Source organism: Brevibacterium marinum (assembly GCF_011927955.1).
In the GTDB taxonomy this organism is placed as follows: domain Bacteria; phylum Actinomycetota; class Actinomycetes; order Actinomycetales; family Brevibacteriaceae; genus Brevibacterium; species Brevibacterium marinum.
Map to the genome: position 1 here is coordinate 1,615,239 of NZ_JAATJN010000001.1, position 17,649 is coordinate 1,632,887.

Sequence of the window (17,649 nt, forward strand, 5' to 3'; positions counted from 1 at the left end):
GACGGTCCGCCTTGCAGGCCTCCATCGCCGAGGTTGTTCCGTCCTTGGCCTCGTGCCCTTGGCTGCAAGCGGGTAGCCTACAGCTCACAGGAGGTGTCCATGTCACGCCATGAGCAGAAGGTCACCGTCGACGGGCATCGGCTGACCCTGACCAACCTCGATAAGGTCTTCTACCCTGAGACGGGCACGACGAAGGGTGAGGTGCTCGACTACTGCGCACGCATCTCGGAGCACCTGATCCGCCACGCCCACGACCGGATCGCCACCCGCAAACGCTGGGTCGACGGTGTCGGCACACCGCAGGACCCGGGAGACGTGTTCTTCGAGAAGGACCTCCCCGACTCCGCACCCTCCTGGATCACCTCCCGGTCGATCCGTCACTCCACCGGGCCCAAACGGTATCCGCTGGTCCAGGACCGTGCGACACTGACCTACCTGGCGCAGCTGGCCGCCCTGGAGATCCACATTCCCCAATGGCAGGTCGAGAAGGGATCGTCCGACCCCGGCACCATCGACTCGACGACGCGGCACCCCGACCGCATGGTCTTCGATCTCGACCCCGGACCGGGACGCGGACTGGCCGACTGCATCGAGGTCGCACAGTTGGTGCGAGAGCTGCTGAATGGGATGGGACTCGATGCCTACCCGGTGACCAGCGGCTCCAAAGGCGTCCACCTCTATGCCCCGCTCGACGCCTCAGCCTCGAGCGGGCAGATCTCCGACGTCGCCCATGAGCTGGCGCGCAGCCTCGAAGCCGATCATCAGAACCTCATCGTCTCCGCGATGAAGAAGACCCTGCGCGAGGACAAGGTGTTCATCGACTGGTCCCAGAACTCCGCGGCGAAGACGACCGTCGCCCCCTACTCTCTGCGGGGACGGTTCACCCCGACTGTGGCCGCACCGCGAACTTGGGACGAACTCGACGCCCCGGGCTCGGTCGACCAGCTGCGCTTCGAGGAGGTCCTCGACCGGCTCGATGACCACGGAGACCTGCTCGCAGCCATGGCCGCCGAGGACTCAGGCAGCGCTGTGGACACAGCACCCACCTCGGCGACGGAATCGCGCGACCGACTGGAGACCTACCGAGCGAAGCGCGACCCGAAGCACACCAGCGAACCGGTGCCCGAAGGCCACGGCGGCAGCGGGGACGAACTCTCCTTCGTCATCCAGGAACACCACGCCAGCACCCTCCACTGGGACTTCCGACTCGAACACGACGGGGTGCTGGTCTCCTGGGCGCTGCCGAAGGGGCCGCCGACCGATCCCGAGCACGATCATCTGGCGATCCGAACCGAGGACCACCCGCTCGAATACGCCACGTTCGAAGGCAGGATCCCCAAGGGCCAGTACGGTGCCGGTGAGGTCAAGATCTGGGATTCCGGGACCTACGAGACCGAGAAATGGCATGAGGGAAGCGGGATCACCGCGGTCCTCCACGGGGACGCCGGCGGCGGCCTCGGCGGAGTCCGGCGCTTCGCACTGTTCAACACCGGTGAGCACGGACCGGACAAGGAACCCGAAAAGAACTGGATGATCCACCTGACGAAGGACCCACCCGAGACCCCGTCCACAGGCTCGCCGAGGCGGGAAGCCGCATCATCCGCAGACGCCGAATCCGCGGTCGCCGAATCTGCAGACGTCGAATCCGCGGTCGCCGAGCCCACCGACATGTCGCCGATGTTGGCCAGCATCGGCGACATCCGCTCCGTGCGTCGGGAGGCAGAGGAATGGGCGTTCGAAATGAAATGGGACGGCATCCGTGCGCTCGCCGCCGTCCGCGCCGCCACCGACGACTCGTCCGGCTCGATCGTTGTGACCAGCCGAAACGGACGCGATATGACGACGGTCTATCCGGAACTGTCCGAGCTGGCATCGTGTGTGGATGTCGATTGCCTCCTCGATGGTGAGATCGTCGCCCTGGGCCCCGGCAGCCGTCCGGACTTCGGGCGCCTCCAACGCAGAATGGGACTGACGCACGAGCGCGACATCGAGCGCGAACGGAAGCGGACACCGGTGCATCTGATGGTCTTCGACGTGCTCCACGCCGACGGTGCGTCCCTGCTGAAGACGCCGTATGCCGACCGGCGCGAACGTCTCCACGAGATCGTCGCGGAGGGGGAGAACATCCACGTGCCGAGCGCGTTCGAGGGAACCGTCGACGACGCGATGTCGGCCAGCCGCGAGCTCAAGCTCGAAGGAGTCATGGCGAAGCAGACAGGCAGCATCTATCTCCCGGGCAAGCGCACCCGCACCTGGGCCAAACTCAAACACGCCTCGACCCGCGACGTGATCATCGTCGGGTGGCGGACCGGCAGCGGGGAGCGCTCCGGAACCTTCGCCTCGCTGCTGCTGGCGGCCCACGACGCAGACGGGCTGGTGTACCTGGGGCGCGTCGGCACCGGCTTCGACGATCACCAGCTGCAGACTCTGCGGGCCGAACTCGACCGGCTGACCAGGAAGACACCGCCGCTGGACGTGCCGGCCGCGGAATCGCGTGACGCGAACTGGGTGCGGCCCAGCCTCGTCGGCGAGGTCCGATTCGGAGGAACCACCGATGCCGGTCGTCTCCGCCATCCGGTGTGGCGCGGGCTTCGGGTCGACATCGACCCCCACGAGGTCACCGCCTGAGTCGGGTGGGTCGAGCATGACCACCTCGGTCACAACGGGGGTTACGAGAGGCTCGGGAGCCTGTTACGGTGACGGCACCGGGACGGTGCTGAACCGTCCGAGAGCACGCGGAAGACCAAGAGTGCAATGAGTCTGATGATCGCAGATGCGGCATCAGTGAAAAGAGGCGACGATGACGAACGATCGCGAAGCCGAGAACACGCCGAATACCCTCAACACTGTTCCCGATGAAGCGCCTCACGATGTTGCTGAAACGCCCGGAACGGATAACTCCAGCAAAGAGCACGATGACCAGTTGGTCGATGAATGGGAAGACGAGTCCTTCCCCGCAAGCGATCCGCCGGCGCACTACTGATCGGCTCATTCCTGAACTCACCCTCTCCAGTTATTGCAGATCGACCACCAATCGAAAGGGGACCACCTTTCATGAGTGACCAACTGACTTTCCAAGACCCGGTGAAACGATTTCCGGACATCTCTCCGCCCAAACAGGATCAGCCCGAGCCCGGTCTGGACGTTGAACTCATCCCCGGCACCGATCGCGGTGAACACAGCTACCGCGGCACAGGCAGGCTTGAAGGACGAAAAGCCCTGATCACCGGTGCCGATTCCGGCATCGGCTCTGCCGTCGCCATCGCATTCGCCCGCGAAGGTGCCGATGTCGCGTTGTCGTACCTGCCTGCCGAGGAAGACGACGCGCGCCACGTGTGCGAGGTCATCCGAGAAGCCGGTGTCACTGCGGTGCCGCTGCCCGGCGATCTCTCCGATGCCGACTACTGTCAGCAGGTCGTTCATGACGCGGCAGACGCGTTGGGCGGACTCGATGCCTTGGTCAACAACGCCGGCAGACAGATCGCAGTCGAAGAGATCGAAGACCTGTCCGACGAACAGTGGGGTCATACGTTCGACACGAACATTCGCGCGATGTTCCGCGTGGCGAAGACGGCAGTGGGCTATCTGCCCGCCGGTGCGACGATTGTGAACTCGACGTCCGTCCAAGCGTATTCACCGTCCACCCATCTGTTGGACTACGCATCGACGAAGGCTGCGATCAACAACTTCACCAAGGGGCTGGCCACACAGTTGGCTCCCCGCGGAATCCGAGTCAACGGCGTCGCGCCCGGTCCGATCTGGACGCCGTTGCAGGTCTCTGACGGACAGCCGAAAGAGGCTCTGCCCCATTTCGGGAAGAATACGCCTCTGGGGCGAGCCGGTCAGCCGACGGAGCTCGCACCAGCGTACGTGTTCCTCACATCATCGGAGTCCAGCTACGTCCTCGGTGAGACGCTCAACGTCAACGGGGGCCAGCCCACACCCTGACGGAACACGCTCGCCGAAAGCCATTGTCGGCATTCATCGGCACCCGCCGGCGAATGCACAGCGGAGGATGTGAGAACCGATGGACTCGAAAAACGACGAGATGCCAGATTCATCGAACACCGAACGCACCACTGGTCGTTCGAACCCCGATCCGGACCCCACCGGAGATCCCGATGTGGACGAGGGAGGTGGCGTCCAACCGGGTGCCACCCCACCGGAATCCAACTCAGCCACGGCCTCACCGCCGCACCCGCCCGACAGAAGACCACCGCGGTCGCAGTGGGTGTTCGTCGGAATCGGCGCGGTACTGGTCATCATCGTCTTGGTGTTCGTCGCCTACGCCGTGGGTCTGCTCAGCTGACGGCGGGTTGTTCAGCTTCCGTCGGTTTGTTGAGCTGACGGCGGCTCCTCGAGTCGAACAGAACACCACCGCTTCGGAAGGAGACATCATGGATCTCAACATCCGTGGACGCAAAGCATTGGTCACCGGCGCCGATTCGGGCATCGGGCTCGCCACGGCACGACTTCTCTTGGCCGAGGGCGCCACTGTGATCATGACCGATCGCGATCCGGACGCGCTCGTTCACGCAGTCGAGCAGGTGCCCGATGTCGACAACCGTCCCTACGCCTTCGCTGCCGACGTCACCGATGCTGCCGACATCGCCCGACTCGCACAGCAGGTCGAAGACGCCGTCGGCGATCTCGACATTCTCATCAACGTCGCCGGGATCCATGGTGCCGGCGGTCTGTTCCATGAGATCAGCCAAGACGGGTGGGATCACACCATCGATGTCGACCTGATGGGGCCGGTGCGGGTGACGCGTGCTTTCCTCCCCGGGCTGAGGCGCGGCGGCTGGGGACGGATCGTCTTCGTCTCCTCGGAAGACGCGGTCCAACCCTATGACGATGAACTTCCGTACTGCGCGGCCAAAGCAGGTCTCCTGTCCCTGGCGAAAGGACTCTCCCGCACATACGCGTCCGAGGGCCTCCTCGTGAACACGGTCTCACCGGCATTCATCGAGTCCCCGATGACCGACGAGATGATGAGCCAACGAGCCGAATCGCTGGGAGCCACCTTCGACGAGGCGATTGCTTCGTTCCTGCAGGAGGAACGACCGTTCATGGAACTCGGTCGACGGGGGCAACCGGACGAGGTCGCCAACGTCATCGCGTTCCTGTGCTCCGATGCCGCCAGCTTCGTCAATGGATCGAACTATCGCGTCGACTCCGGCTCGGTGGCAACGATCTAGACCCCTCGACCCTCAGCACGCGGCACATGGCTTGCACCACGCAGCACATGGCTTGCAGCACGCGGCAGACGACCGGCAGACACCACGATAAGGAGTGCGCACGATGCAGGATTTTCGCTATCTCATCCTCGGCGGAGGAATGGCCGCCGACTCGGCAGCCCGAGGCATACGGGAACTCGACGCTGACGGGTCCATCGCCATCATCAGCAACGACGTCGACGAACCGTACACGCGACCCGCTCTGAGCAAGAAGCTGTGGACGGATCCGAGCTTCACCGAGGACGACAACTACCTGTCGACCGTGACCGATACCGGGGCGCAGCTCTGGTTGTCCACAGAAGTCACCGACGTCGACGCCGAGGCCAAGACACTGACCACCTCGGCGGAACGATTCGGTTTCGAGAAGCTGCTCTTCGTCACCGGCGGAACGCCGAAGACGATCGACCTCGAGGCGGGAGAGCGCGTCGTCTACTTCCGCAGCTTCGATGGTTATCGTCACCTGCGTGAGTTCTCCGGACGCGATCTCAACGTCGCCGTGATCGGAGGCGGGTTCATCGGCACCGAGCTCGCCGCCGCCCTCGTGCAGAACGAGACCAAGACGACGCTGCTGTTTGACGATGAGACTCTGTGCGGCTCCGTCTTCCCACCCGATCTCGCCGACGCCTTCCACCGGCTCTACCAGGACCGGGGAGTCCATCTGGTCTCAGGCACCACGGTGCCCGGCGGTCGTGCCGAGGGAGAGCACGTTGCGCTGGACTACGGGGACGGGACCCACGAATTCGATGCCGTCGTCGTCGGACTGGGGATCGATCCGTCCATCGACCTGGCCGAGGGTGCAGGCATCGCCACCGACGACGGGATCACGGTCGACGCGTCCCTGCAGACCTCCCACCCGGACATCTATGCCGCCGGCGACGTCGCCCAGTACCCCGACCGGATCCTCGGACGCCAACGCGTCGAACACGTCGACAATGCGACGCACATGGGCGCCGCGGCCGGACGGATCATGGCAGGCAGCGGGGAGACCTACACGCACACTCCGTACTTCTATACGAACGTGTTCGACTTCGGCTATCAGGCAGTGGGAACCGTGAGCTCAGAGTTGCAGACGGTCGAGGACTGGCAGAAGCCGCAGGCCGAAGGCACCGTGTACTACTTGGACGACGATGATCGAGTCAAAGGTGTGCTGCTGGTGAACCTGGACGGCGGACTCGACACGGCACGGACGATTCTGGCCGAAGACTGGCCCCACTCGCGCGACGATCTGGTCAACCGACTGCCCGAGGGCGACTGAGGTCGCACCGCTGCGGGTGGGCCTCCGTGGCCGTCAGGGGTGGATCGCCCGTTGTGCATTGTCCCGCCCCGCGGCCAGATCACCGATGTCGGACGGACGCAGGGGAACGAACGGCCCGCTGGTCTCGGTCGAGATCACCCGCGCGGTGATTCCGACATGGTCTCCACCATCGTCGAGCATGGTGGTGCGCTCGACCACCATCCGATTCGGCAGAGCACTGAGCAGCGGCACTCCCTGCCCGGTGGTGACGACCTCGACTCCTCGGAACTTGTCGACATCCTCCCCAGAGCGGGCACCAAAGCGCTGAGCCATGGCGAGATCATCGGCGGTGAGGAAATGAAGAGCGAAACGTGCGGCTCTCAGGCTGACCCGATAGGTGTGGTTGGCCTTCGAGAGCCAGAAATCATAGCGCTGCGGTGCCATGCTCGACTGCGAATGGAAACCGACCAGGCAGCCGGCCCGTTCATCCTCTGCCGCAGTGGTCACCACGATCAGAGCCGCGTCGGTCGACGCCATCAGACTGTCGAATCCTTCTTCACTCATGACTGGTCCTCTCACTGGACGCTCTTCCGCGTCGGAGTCCGCGGAACGGACGTCAACGCTGACCCGTCCATTCTAGGCTCGCTCGAGCGGATCAGGGTGTCCGTGTCGACTGTGGTGCCCGTGTCCCCGGCATTTGGATGGGTATAGGCTCTGGAACATGCTGGACGTCCTGACCACCGCACGGCACCTGCTCGCCGACTCGGAGGCAGGGCAGGAGGCCGCGATCGCGACCATCATCGCGGCCGAGGGGTCGGTGCCACGTCCGATCGGAACGTCCATGCTCGTCGAAGCCGCCGGCACGGTCCACGGCTCGCTGACGGGAGGATGCGTCGAGGCCGCTGTGCTCGATGCCTGCCTGCAGACTCTCAGCACCGGGAACGTGACTGTGCAGCGATTTGGCTACAGCGATGACGACGCTTTCGCGGTCGGGCTGATGTGCGGTGGCACCATCGACGTGCTGGTGCAGCCCCTCGCCGCAGAGTCCGCTCTGATGCATGTGCCTGAACACGGTGCCGCGACCGCGGTGGTGCTGCGCCTTCCCTCCTCCGACGGCGACCGGTCCGCCGGAGCCGCCGTGATCGGAACCGACGATGGCCACGAGGCCGACGTCTCGCTCAGCGGCACCCTCGAACCGATCGTGGGGCCGTCGGCCCTCGACTCCGCGGTGCGCGACGTTTCGGCGATGATACGCGGCGGGTCCACCGGCACAGTGCGCATCGCAGCCCCCGACGACGAACCGATCGATCTGTTCGTCGAAACCCGCACCCCGCCCGCGCACCTGGTCATCTTCGGTGCCAATGCCTTCGGGCGGGCGCTGGTGGAAGCCGCCGGGCCGCTGGGCCACCGCATCACCCTGTGCGACCCGCGCCCGGCATTCACCGATCCAAAGATGTTTCCCGGCGCCGAGGTGCTCCGCCAATGGCCCCACCGCTACCTCACCGAGGCGTCCGAAGCCGGCGATCTGGATGCACGGAGCATGATCTGTGTTCTCACCCACGATCCGAAGGTCGACACCCCGGCCCTGGTCGTTGCCCTCGGTCTCGACGTCGCGTACGTCGGCGCGATGGGGTCACGACGCAGCGATCGTGACCGGCGCAGCGCACTGCGGGAGGCGGGCGTGGACGAGGCCGAGCTGGCGCGGCTGCACTCTCCCATCGGCCTCGGATTGAGCGCTGCGACACCCGCCGAGGTGGCAGTGTCGATCCTCGCGGAGATGCTGGCCGTCCGTGGTGGACACACAGAGATCGAGCCGCTCAGCCGCGGCAACGCGGAGCTGCATCGGAATCCGCGCCGACCGAGCTCAATCGGCTGCCGTCGCCGGTGAGGCGAGTCAGGTCGGCGGGCACATCGATGTCGCCGCCGTCGGAGAGGTCGGAACAGTCGACCGATGTGACGATGTCGCTGTGGGCGGCCAGCAGCTCACGAGCACCGACGTCGTCATATGCGGCGGTGGCCGCCGCGGCGGTCCATTCCGCGTCGAACAGGACGGGATGCCCACGGCGCGCTCGCCCCAGTGGATCCCGGTGGGCAGCTGCCGTGATGCCGCCGGGCCGATGGGCGGCGATGACGCGTTGGACTTCCGCAGCGCTGATCCCCGGATGGTCCACCGGCATGACCACGATGGTGCGGTCCGGGCCGATCGTTCGGAGACCGCACCGCAGCGATGCTCCCATGCCCGCGGCCCAGTCGGGGTTATGCGCCACGTGTATGTGCGAGTGGCCCGTGACGATGTCGACGACCTCGTCCGCGTAGGCACCGGTGACCACCGTGACGTCGGTACAACCACCGGAGAGCAGCGCCTCTGCGACCGAGCGGATCAGCGGACGACCGTCGACTTCCAGCAGTGCCTTCGGACCGAGACCGAGGCGGCGTCCGGCCCCGGCGGCGAGCACGAGGCCGGCGGGATCTGCTGCAATCATTGCGGCAGGAACGCATCCCCGAACACAGGCAGATCCCGTACCCGCACGCCGGTGGCGTTGAAAGCCGCGTTGGCGACGGCGGCCGCTGCGCCCACGATGCCGATCTCTCCGATGCCTCGGGCCCCCAGAACACCGGCGTGGGGGTCGTTCTCGTCGAGCCATGACACCTCGATGTCGGGCACGTCGGCATTGACGGGAACATGGTATTCGGCCAGGTCATGGTTGATCACGTGTCCGAACCTGGGGTCGAGCTCGCCCTTCTCGTGGAGCGCCATGCCCAGGCCCATCGTCATACCGCCGATGAACTGCGATCGCGCCGTGCGCGGGTTGACGATGCGTCCTGCGGAGAAGATTCCGAGCATGCGCTCCATGCGGATCTCACCTGTGGCCTCGTGGATTCGGACCTGGGCGAACTGAGCGCCGAAGGAGTGCATCGCGAATGTCTCGGCCGCCGGATTCGCCTGCGCCTCACCTTGAGCCTCGGAGCCGGGCACCGGATCGTCGCCGTGTTCGGTTCGGAAGGCCTCGGCGGCAGCGATGACCGCCGCGCCCCAACTCACCAGGCCCGTGGAGCCTCCCGCGACTGTCGCATTCGGCAGAGCGGTGTCGCCGATCTGCAGGTCCACCCGATCGAGGGGCACACCCAGGGAGTCGGCCGCGACCTGCGTCAGTGCCGTCCAGGTGCCTGTGCCGAGGTCCGCAGCACCGATCCCCACCTGGTAGCCGTCGGAGGTTCGGCGGATCCGTGCGACCGACCCGGGCTGCCGGCCCGCCGGATAGGTCGAAGCGGCGACGCCCATGCCGATGAGCCAGCCGTTCTCACGTCGGCCGCGCGGCTGGGGGCTGCGATCGGCCCAGCCGAACCGTGTCGCCCCTTCGTGCAGACAGTCGAGGAGGCGACGCCGATTGAATGGCAGACCGGTGTCCGGGTCGGTTTCGGGTTCATTGCGCACGCGCAGCTCGATGGGGTCGATGCCGCCGGCCACGGCGAGTTCGTCCATCGCGATCTCGAGTCCGACCATGCCCGGGGCCTCGCCGGGCGCTCGCATCCACGACGGCACCGGCACGTCCAGCGGGACCACTCGTTGTGTGAGTCGCCGATTCTGACCGGCATACATCATCCGAGCCGGCTTCGTCGCCTCTTCCGGGAACTCCTTGGTCTGTGACGACATGGAGACCGCGTCGAAGGCGAATGCGGTGATGGTGCCATCGGCGCGGGCACCCAATCGGATGTGCTGCAGGGTGGGCGCCCGGTATCCGGTGATGGAGAACATCTGCTGGCGGGTCACGGCGTATTTCACGGGCTGGCCGGGGATGGCCAGAGCCGCGAGTGCGGTGAGCATCATGTCGGCGTGGGGGACGCCTTTGGAGCCGAAGCCGCCGCCGACGTGTGGAGACACGATGCGGATCTGCTCGGCATCGAGTCCGAGGATCGGCGCAAGTGCGGACCGTGTGGGGTGGACTCCCTGGGTTGAGGTCCACAGGGTCAGCTCACTGCCGTCCCAGTGGGCGATCGTGGTGTGCGGTTCCATCGGGTTGTTGTGTTCGATGGGGGTGCTGTAGCTGTTGTCGATGGTGATGTCTGCGGCTGCGAAGGAAGCATTGAAGTCGCCGACGGCCACGTCCCCACCGCCCGATTCGGGCGTTCGGGATGCGGGGTGGTCCGCGCGCAGTTCGACATCGTGGTCGTCTGCCACGTAGCTGATCGTGATGAGGTCTGCGGCCAGTCGAGCCTGTTCCGGGGTGGTGGCGATCACGGCGCCGAGGTATTGTCCGCGGAATCCGATCTGCTTGGAACGCAGGATCGCCAGCTCGCCGTCCTCGGTGCTCTGCAGCGGCGGTGCGTTCTCAGCGGTGAGTACGTGCACCACGCCGTCGGCTCCCGTGGCAGCAGATATGTCGATGGTCGTGGCATGTCCCCGGGCGATCTCTGCCTGCACGGGGTAGAGGTACAGAGGGTCATCGACGGGATGCTCGTACGCGTAGGGGGCCAGGCCACGGACCTTGGCGGATCCGTCCAGGCGCACCGGATCGGTGCCGATTGCGGTGGTCTTCAGCAGTTCACTCATGGGATTCCTCCGTGTCCGGCTCTGCCGCCGATGCGTCGGTCAGCTCGGCGAGGACCGTCGTGATCGCACCACGTGCCATCGGGATCTTGAAGGCGTTGCCCTCCAAGGGCTCGGCCGCTTCGAGTTCCGCATCTGCCGCTCGTTGGAACGTCTCCCGGGTCGCCTCGGCGCCGCGCAGTACGGCTTCGGCGCGGTGGGCCCGCCAGGGTGCGTGCGCGACGCCGCCCAGCGCGATAGCCGCCTCGCGGATGACCGGCACCGGTCCGGAAGCGTCGACGTCGATCTCAGCGGCGACGGACACCAGGGCGAATGCGTATGAAGCGCGATCGCGCAGCTTCCGATACGTCGACCTCCCGGCGTGTGGCGGTGGCAGCTCCAGGGCGGTGATCAGGTCATCGCGTTCGAGGACGGTGTCTCGTTCGGGGTGTTCGCCAGGCAGTCGGTAGAGGTCGCTGATCGGGATTCGGCGTTCTCCGCGGTGTCCGAGCACGATGATGGTGGCGTCGAGCGCGGTCAGAGCGACCGCCATATCGGAGGGATGCGTTGCCACGCAGGTGGGAGAGGCGCCGAGGATCGCGTGATAGCGGGTGTACCCGTCGATGGCTGAGCATCCGGAGCCCGGATCACGTTTGTTGCACGGAGTGGTTTTGTCTTGGAAGTACACGCATCTGGTGCGCTGGAGCAGATTCCCTCCCATGGTTGCAGCGTTGCGCAGCTGGCCGGAGGCCCCCGACAGGAGTGCGCGCGAGAGCATCGGATAGTCCCGGCGGACACGCGGGTCGTTGGCCGCTTCGCTGTTGCGCACCATCGCGCCGATCCGCAGCCCGCCGTCGTCGAGCGCCTCCACCTCGGTCAAGTCGAGACGACCGATGTCGACGACCAGACCCGGTTCGGTGATGCCGAGTTTGAGGTGGTCGACGAGATTGGAGCCGCCGGCAAGGAACACGGCATCGGAGTGTTCGGTGAGAACCGCCACGGCTTCGTAGGTGTCGGCGGGACGTTTGTACTCGAAGGGCTTCAACGTGTCTCCTCGGCGGCTTGACGCACGGCTGCGACGATGTTGACGTAGGCTCCGCACCGGCACAGATTGCCGCTCATGCGTTCGCGGATCTCCTCGTCGGACAGTCGGAGGGGAGCGTTGAGCTCCTTGGTCACCGCGCTCGGTGCACCATCGGCCGCCTCCTGCAGCACGCCCGCAGCCGAGCAGACCTGGCCCGGGGTGCAGTAGCCGCATTGGAAGGCGTCCTGGTCGAGGAAGGCGCGGTGGACGTCTGAGAGCTCACCGTCCGGGGCAAACCCGTCGGACGTGGTGATGTCAGCATCCTCATGGGAGAGTGCCAGAGCCAGACATGAGTTCAATCGTCGACCGTCGACCAGCACCGTGCAGGCGCCGCACTGCCCGTGGTCGCAGCCCTTCTTGGGCGACATCACCCCCAGCCGGTCCCGTAGAGCGTCGAGCAGAGTGGTTCGCGGGTCCACGACCAGGTTATGATCCTGACCGTCGACGGTGATGTGCAGCGAGTATCCCACGGAGGCGCCTCCAGACAGCGTTGTCATCGTGCGTCAAACCTACGCCCCTGCCCCAAGGCAGACAAGGGGTGCTGTGCGGACTCAGAACACCGGGGGAGTCATCGTGGCGATGATGACCGCCTCGGCGTCTCCGATGACGCGGAACCAGTGCGGCTGGTCACCCCAGTAGGTGATGCTGTCGCCGACCTCGAGCGTATACCCGTCGTCACCGACCTGGAAATAGCAGGCCCCCTCGAGGACGAACAGACACTCCTCGGCACGGTGATGGTTGAACGGGACGGATTCGTTGGAGTACCCGGGCGGGACCCGGACCTTGAGCACCAGCAGCTCGCCGTGCATCGTCGGCGTCAGCAGCTCGTAGACGAGTCCGCGATCGGTGACCTGCAGCTGTCGGCGACTGTCGGCGCGGACCACACGATTGTCGGCAGGCTCCTCACCCAGGGTGAAGAACCTGCCGACCGGCACATCGAAGGCCTTGGCGATCTTGAGCAGCGTGAGATATGCAGGGTTGCCGCGACCGCGTTCGATCTGGCTCAGCAGCCCCTGACTCACCCCGGCGACGCGGCTGAGATCGGCCAGCGTCATCCCGGCCGATTCCCGCAGCCGGTGGATGAACGCACCCATGTATTCCACACTGGGATCAGCCGCAGTCGGCAGGGCATTCTCGGCGCTCATGGATACCTTCGCTCACGGGATCATCTGAAGCTGAGAATATCAGCGCCCGAGGTCGTTGACGTCGGGCCCCGAATCGGTGTGGCCCCGGGGACGCGATCTCAGATCAGACCGAGACCGGTCACGGTCTCACGCTCTTCGGCGAGCTCGGCCGTCGTGGCGTCGATCATCCTGCGGCTGAAGTCGTTGATCTCCAGTCCCTGCACGATCTCCCAGTTCCCATCCGACGTTGTCACGGGATAGGAGCAGATCAGCCCCTCGGGCACCCCATAGGAGCCATCGGAGACCACAGCCATCGAGGCCCAGTCGCCCTCGGGCGTGCCATGCAGCCAGTCATGGGCGGCGTCGATCGTCGCCGAGGCGGCGGAGGCCGCTGAGGAGGACCCGCGTGCTTCGATGATCGCGCCACCGCGCCCGGCAACCGTCGGGATGAGATCGTTCTCGATCCAGGACTGGTCACCGACGACCTCGGCGGCATTCCTCCCGCCGATCTCTGCGTGATAGATGTCGGGATACTGCGTGGTTGAGTGATTGCCCCAGATCGTCATCTTGGAGATGTCGGCCACCGAAACCGCGGCCTTCTTGGCCAGCTGCGCGAGGGCGCGGTTGTGGTCCAATCGGGTCAATGCGCTGAACCGTTCGGCGGGGATGTCGGGCGCATTGCGCATTGCGATCAGCGCATTGGTGTTGGCCGGATTCCCGGTGACGGCGATGCGCACATCGTCGGCGGCGACTGTGTTGAGGGCCTTGCCTTGGGCGGTGAAGATCGCACCATTGGCTTCGAGGAGGTCGCTGCGCTCCATGCCCTGAGACCGAGGCCGAGCGCCGACGAGGAGGGCGAGATTGGCACCGTCGAAGATGTGCTCGGCCGAATCGCCGATTTCGACCGAGTCGAGAGTGGGGAAGGCACAGTCCTCGAGCTCCATGACGACGCCTTCGAGTGCAGTCAGTGCCGGTGTGATTTCCAGCAAGCGCAGTTGAACCGGAGTCTGAGGGCCGAAAAGCGCGCCGCTGGCGATCCGGAAGAGGAGACTGTAGCCGATCTGACCGGCCGCACCGGTGACGGCGACTTTGATGGGAATGTTCATCGATTGTGCTCCTTAGCTGGGTGGGAATTGACGCGGGCGATGCAGGCTGTCCTCTCATGTGCAGATGATGGTCATGGTCATCTGCATCAATGTGAGCAACGGCGTTCTTCATCTGTGAACACGCCGTGAACGTCACATCAGTGAGGAGGACGCCGCGCGGCATGAGGAGGAGTCCACTTCCTTGTTGAGGCCCGTCATGGTCGCTTGTGCTGCATCGCTGCGTTGGACGGTCACTGCAATTCCTCAAGAGAGGAAAAGGTGACGAATCGAGTATATCGGCTCGCCTCCGGTGGACATCACGAAGGGGCCACCAGGGTGTCTGCTCCGCTCGCGGCCGCCGCCGGAAGTCCGCTAGTGCCTTGGCAAGTGGGGTCGGGTAGATAACCGTGTCGGTCTTGGCTCCGGCGCCCTCGCCGTCGAGACTGGTGCTGGAGGTGAGACGGGTGGTGGAGATGATTGTGATGGCCAGGAAACCCGAGGTATTCGTCCGAGGACTCTCTGCACGGGACGGGCAGCGGCTACAGAAGACGACGAGAACAGCGACCGACGTGGCCGCTCGGGCCGCTGTGGAGACCTGAGCGATTTAAGAAACATTGGAGAGTTGAATGGCTATGTCGGGTCGTTTCCGCAGTGGTTCAGTTCCGACGCGCTCTCGTCGGCGAACGGTGGGTGCGGTTCTGTGGATTCTGCAACCGTTGTGCATCGTTGCCGAGTTGATTGCAGTGAGCCAGGTGCGCACGCCATATAGCATGATGGACAGCACCATGAGCGAGGCCGGGGCTTCGACCTGCAGGACGATTGTCTATGCCGCTGGTAGCGTGCCTGTTTGCTCTCCGCTTGGCTGGCTGATGAATGCGGCGACAGTGGCGTCTGGTGTCGCTGTGATCATTGGTGTCTTTCTGCTTCGTCCTTGGATGCCTGCAGGGTGGGTTCGCGCCTGCGCAACAATTTTGACTGTGTTTTCAGGTCTATCGATGGTTGGGACCGGGATCGTGCCCGTTGACCTTGACCTGAATCTGCATATTTTGGTTGCTGTCCCTCAGTTTCTGACTTTTCCACTCATGCTGCTTCTGATAGGTATGGTTGTACGTAAACAGTCGAGAGTAGCCGCGTTCGCTGGCCTACTGGGCGGGATCATTTGCCTAGCTGGGGCTCTCGCTTTCATGCTTCGCCTGAACGAACCTCACGGAGGCGGACTACTTGAACGGATAGCCTTGTGGCCGTGGTTTCTGACCCTGTCGGTTCTGGGTTACTCACTATTCCGCGTGATTCGACATTCAAGGACGGTGTCCACTGAGCACGCCCTCCCTGCACGCAAACCTCATCTATAGCAGTAGCCAAAGCGCCTACCCAACCCCACTTGCCGAAGCGCTAGTTCGTCCAGGCGTCGTCGGTGAAGAAGCCGTCGATCCAGCCGGGCAGGCGGTGCCCGTCCTTCGACGTTTCGAGGGTGTAGGGCGCGACGTGGAAGCCGGCCTTGTCGAGTCTGCGCAGGTCTCGGGTGGGCAGATCCTTGCTGGGGCCGACCCATTCGATGCCGGCAGCGGCGATCTCGTCGAACGATTCCGTCGGCAGGGTCGCCCCGGTGAGGTAGAGCGAGGTGTAGCCGCGATCGGCGATCGTCTTCGCGGCTGCGAAGTCGAAGGACTGGACGATGAGCGAGTCGGCGAGTCCGCGTTCGTCGAAGACGTCGAGGACCTGGTCGACCTCCGCCGAGGTGGCGCCGGGCTTGATCTCGGGCACCATGACGACCTCGCCGCCGAGTTCGTCGAGCGCCTCGTCGAGGGTGACCGTCTCTGCTGTGGGCCCGCCATTGGGATGTTTGATCCTCGCCGAGTTCCACTCCTCGAGGCTGAGATCGCGGACCTTGCCGCTGACTCCGTCGAGGGTGCGGTCGGCGGTGTCATCGTGGATGAGCACCGGGGTGCCGTCGGCCAAGAACTGGATGTCCATCTCGGGCAGGAACCCGTCCCTCGCCGAGGCGGTGAATCCTTCCATGGACTCCTCCGGGTAGACGTCGGCGCCGCCTCGGTGGGAGATCGTGGTGGGAAACTCGAGCTCGCTCACCTCATCGGGTGCTGTGGAGTGGGCCGGGCCGAGTTCGAGGGGGCCATGGCCAGCGGAGGCCGATGTTGGGGACGCTGGTGCCGCTGCGGTGCCAGCGATCACTGCGATCGCGAGTGCCACGGCAGAGAGTGTCGTGGAGGGACGTGGATGAAATTTCTTCTGCTCAGTCGTAGTCACGTTCGCGACGCTACGGTCACCGGATGATCGCCCGGAGACGATGACGTGAACAGGGGGACGAGAGCAGAAGAATGGGGCGAAAATGATCGGCTCCGTCGTCGATGCCGACACGGACGTCCCAGGCGGGCAAGTAGCACAGTGCTACAATTGTTGCATGACCAGAAACAGCCAGCCGACGCGCCTCCCGGCAGACGTCTACGAGTCTGCCTCTGCTGCCGCGTGGGTGAACTCGCGGACGGTGCCTCAGCAGATCGCCCACTGGGCGCGCATCGGGAGAGAATTGGAGATGTCTCCTCAGGTGAACCATCGTCAGGTCGTCCGCGTCCTCGAAGGTTCGATCTCCTATGATGATCTCGCCGAGCAGGAGCAGGCGATCGTCCGCCAAGAGTGGACTGATCGCGCGAAGGCCCACAGGGCAGCGCTCGACTACGCTTCGCAGTTCTCTGCCGCAGGCGAGTCTTACTCCGAGCTCGACGAGGACGGCAACCTTGTCATCCGCTCAGCTGACTGATGCCGGTGCTTCATCTGCTCTGCGGGCCCAATGGCGCAGGGAGATCCAGCTACGTTCATGACGTCTTGGAGCCGTCCACTGGTCTGCCGTTCATCAATGCCGACGAAATTGCAGCGGAGTTGTGGCCAAGCTCCCAAGTCGAGCACGTCTACGACGCTGCGAAGATAGCCGAAGATCGTCGCCGCGAAAGAATCGCTAAAGGTTCATCATTCATCACCGAAACGGTGTTTTCGCATTCGAGCAAGATCGACCTCGTCTCCGATGCCGTCGACGCCGGCTATCTCGTGCACCTGCACGTGGTCATGGTTCCGGTCGAGCTCACCGTGCAACGTGTGCGCGAGCGGGTGTGCCGAGGTGGGCATGATGTTCCGGAACACAAGATCCGTGACCGCTATGAGAGGCTCTGGAGCCACATCTATCAGGCGATTCGGCTCGCTGACGAAGCAGAGGTGTTCGACAACAGCCGTGCCGGCAAGCCGTTCCGTCTCTGTGCGTCCTTCGAGCACGGCGACCTCATTGACACTCCCAGCTGGCCGAGATGGACCCCAGCGGCGCTGATCCACGACAAGTAGCGGGAATTC

At 64.8% G+C, this 17,649-nt stretch carries 18 protein-coding genes; 10 read left to right on the top strand and 8 right to left on the bottom strand.

Annotated elements, in window-relative coordinates; all coding sequences use genetic code 11:
• Positions 1-99: 99 nt before the first annotated feature.
• The 6 genes from BKA07_RS07095 to BKA07_RS07120 all read left to right on the top strand — a co-directional run bounded on the left by BKA07_RS07095 (position 100) and on the right by BKA07_RS07120 (position 6,492).
• Complete coding sequence (locus BKA07_RS07095) at positions 100-2,628, top strand: ATP-dependent DNA ligase (protein ID WP_167950279.1); 2,529 nt, start codon at positions 100-102, stop codon at positions 2,626-2,628.
• Between the two features lie 172 nt (positions 2,629-2,800).
• Positions 2,801-2,983, top strand: a complete 183-nt coding sequence (locus tag BKA07_RS07100) for a hypothetical protein (RefSeq protein WP_167950280.1) — start codon at positions 2,801-2,803, stop codon at positions 2,981-2,983.
• A gap of 71 nt (positions 2,984-3,054) precedes the next feature.
• Positions 3,055-3,948 (top strand): SDR family oxidoreductase, encoded by an 894-nt coding sequence (locus BKA07_RS07105; RefSeq protein ID WP_167950281.1) that lies wholly within the window; start codon positions 3,055-3,057, stop codon positions 3,946-3,948.
• Positions 3,949-4,027: 79 nt separating this feature from the next.
• Positions 4,028-4,309, top strand: a complete 282-nt coding sequence (locus BKA07_RS07110) for a DUF6480 family protein (RefSeq protein WP_209043891.1) — start codon at positions 4,028-4,030, stop codon at positions 4,307-4,309.
• Positions 4,310-4,397: 88 nt separating this feature from the next.
• Positions 4,398-5,198, top strand: a complete 801-nt coding sequence (locus tag BKA07_RS07115) for an SDR family NAD(P)-dependent oxidoreductase (protein WP_167950282.1) — start codon at positions 4,398-4,400, stop codon at positions 5,196-5,198.
• A gap of 103 nt (positions 5,199-5,301) precedes the next feature.
• Positions 5,302-6,492: an NAD(P)/FAD-dependent oxidoreductase gene (locus tag BKA07_RS07120; RefSeq protein WP_167950283.1), complete on the top strand. Its 1,191-nt coding sequence runs from the start codon at positions 5,302-5,304 to the stop codon at positions 6,490-6,492.
• A 33-nt stretch (positions 6,493-6,525) separates the two neighbouring features.
• Here BKA07_RS07120 and BKA07_RS07125 read toward each other — a convergent pair whose 3' ends face one another.
• Positions 6,526-7,035, bottom strand: a complete 510-nt coding sequence (locus BKA07_RS07125) for a flavin reductase family protein (RefSeq protein ID WP_167950284.1) — start codon at positions 7,033-7,035, stop codon at positions 6,526-6,528.
• Positions 7,036-7,192: 157 nt separating this feature from the next.
• On the opposite strand from BKA07_RS07125, the gene BKA07_RS07130 reads away from it, so the two are divergent.
• The gene (locus tag BKA07_RS07130) at positions 7,193-8,359 is read left to right on the top strand and encodes an XdhC family protein (RefSeq protein ID WP_167950285.1); all 1,167 of its coding nucleotides are present in this window, start codon (positions 7,193-7,195) and stop codon (positions 8,357-8,359) included.
• On the opposite strand, the gene BKA07_RS07135 is transcribed toward BKA07_RS07130, so the two are convergent.
• From BKA07_RS07135 to BKA07_RS07160, 6 genes are all read right to left on the bottom strand, one after another.
• The gene (locus BKA07_RS07135) at positions 8,289-8,954 is read right to left on the bottom strand and encodes a nucleotidyltransferase family protein (protein ID WP_167950286.1); all 666 of its coding nucleotides are present in this window, start codon (positions 8,952-8,954) and stop codon (positions 8,289-8,291) included. The two genes, BKA07_RS07130 and BKA07_RS07135, sit on opposite strands and share 71 nt — an antisense overlap.
• Positions 8,951-11,023, bottom strand: a complete 2,073-nt coding sequence (locus tag BKA07_RS07140; RefSeq protein WP_167950287.1) for a xanthine dehydrogenase family protein molybdopterin-binding subunit — start codon at positions 11,021-11,023, stop codon at positions 8,951-8,953. Before BKA07_RS07140 ends, BKA07_RS07135 begins: the two co-directional genes overlap by 4 nt.
• Entirely contained in the window at positions 11,016-12,044 is a 1,029-nt protein-coding gene (locus tag BKA07_RS07145; protein ID WP_167950288.1) for an FAD binding domain-containing protein, read from the bottom strand. Before BKA07_RS07145 ends, BKA07_RS07140 begins: the two co-directional genes overlap by 8 nt.
• On the bottom strand, positions 12,041-12,580 hold the full coding sequence (locus BKA07_RS07150) for a (2Fe-2S)-binding protein (RefSeq protein WP_209043892.1): 540 nt from the start codon (positions 12,578-12,580) through the stop codon (positions 12,041-12,043). The genes BKA07_RS07145 and BKA07_RS07150 overlap by 4 nt, the downstream gene beginning before the upstream one ends.
• 54 nt (positions 12,581-12,634) lie before the next feature.
• On the bottom strand, positions 12,635-13,228 hold the full coding sequence (locus BKA07_RS07155; protein ID WP_167950289.1) for a helix-turn-helix domain-containing protein: 594 nt from the start codon (positions 13,226-13,228) through the stop codon (positions 12,635-12,637).
• 98 nt (positions 13,229-13,326) lie between these two features.
• Complete coding sequence (locus tag BKA07_RS07160) at positions 13,327-14,313, bottom strand: malate dehydrogenase (protein ID WP_167950290.1); 987 nt, start codon at positions 14,311-14,313, stop codon at positions 13,327-13,329.
• A 611-nt stretch (positions 14,314-14,924) separates the two neighbouring features.
• Between BKA07_RS07160 and BKA07_RS19895 the strand changes: the two genes are divergently transcribed.
• Complete coding sequence (locus tag BKA07_RS19895; protein WP_425339350.1) at positions 14,925-15,644, top strand: DUF998 domain-containing protein; 720 nt, start codon at positions 14,925-14,927, stop codon at positions 15,642-15,644.
• 40 nt (positions 15,645-15,684) lie between these two features.
• Here the strand turns inward: BKA07_RS19895 and BKA07_RS07170 are convergent, their stop codons facing one another.
• Positions 15,685-16,500 (bottom strand): glycerophosphodiester phosphodiesterase family protein, encoded by an 816-nt coding sequence (locus tag BKA07_RS07170; RefSeq protein WP_167950292.1) that lies wholly within the window; start codon positions 16,498-16,500, stop codon positions 15,685-15,687.
• A 211-nt stretch (positions 16,501-16,711) separates the two neighbouring features.
• Here BKA07_RS07170 and BKA07_RS07175 point away from each other — a divergent pair, with 211 nt between their 5' ends.
• Entirely contained in the window at positions 16,712-17,068 is a 357-nt protein-coding gene (locus tag BKA07_RS07175; protein ID WP_167950293.1) for a TA system antitoxin ParD family protein, read from the top strand.
• Positions 17,068-17,640: an ATPase gene (locus tag BKA07_RS07180; RefSeq protein ID WP_167950294.1), complete on the top strand. Its 573-nt coding sequence runs from the start codon at positions 17,068-17,070 to the stop codon at positions 17,638-17,640. Before BKA07_RS07175 ends, BKA07_RS07180 begins: the two co-directional genes overlap by 1 nt.
• The last annotated feature ends 9 nt before the right edge of the window (positions 17,641-17,649 follow it).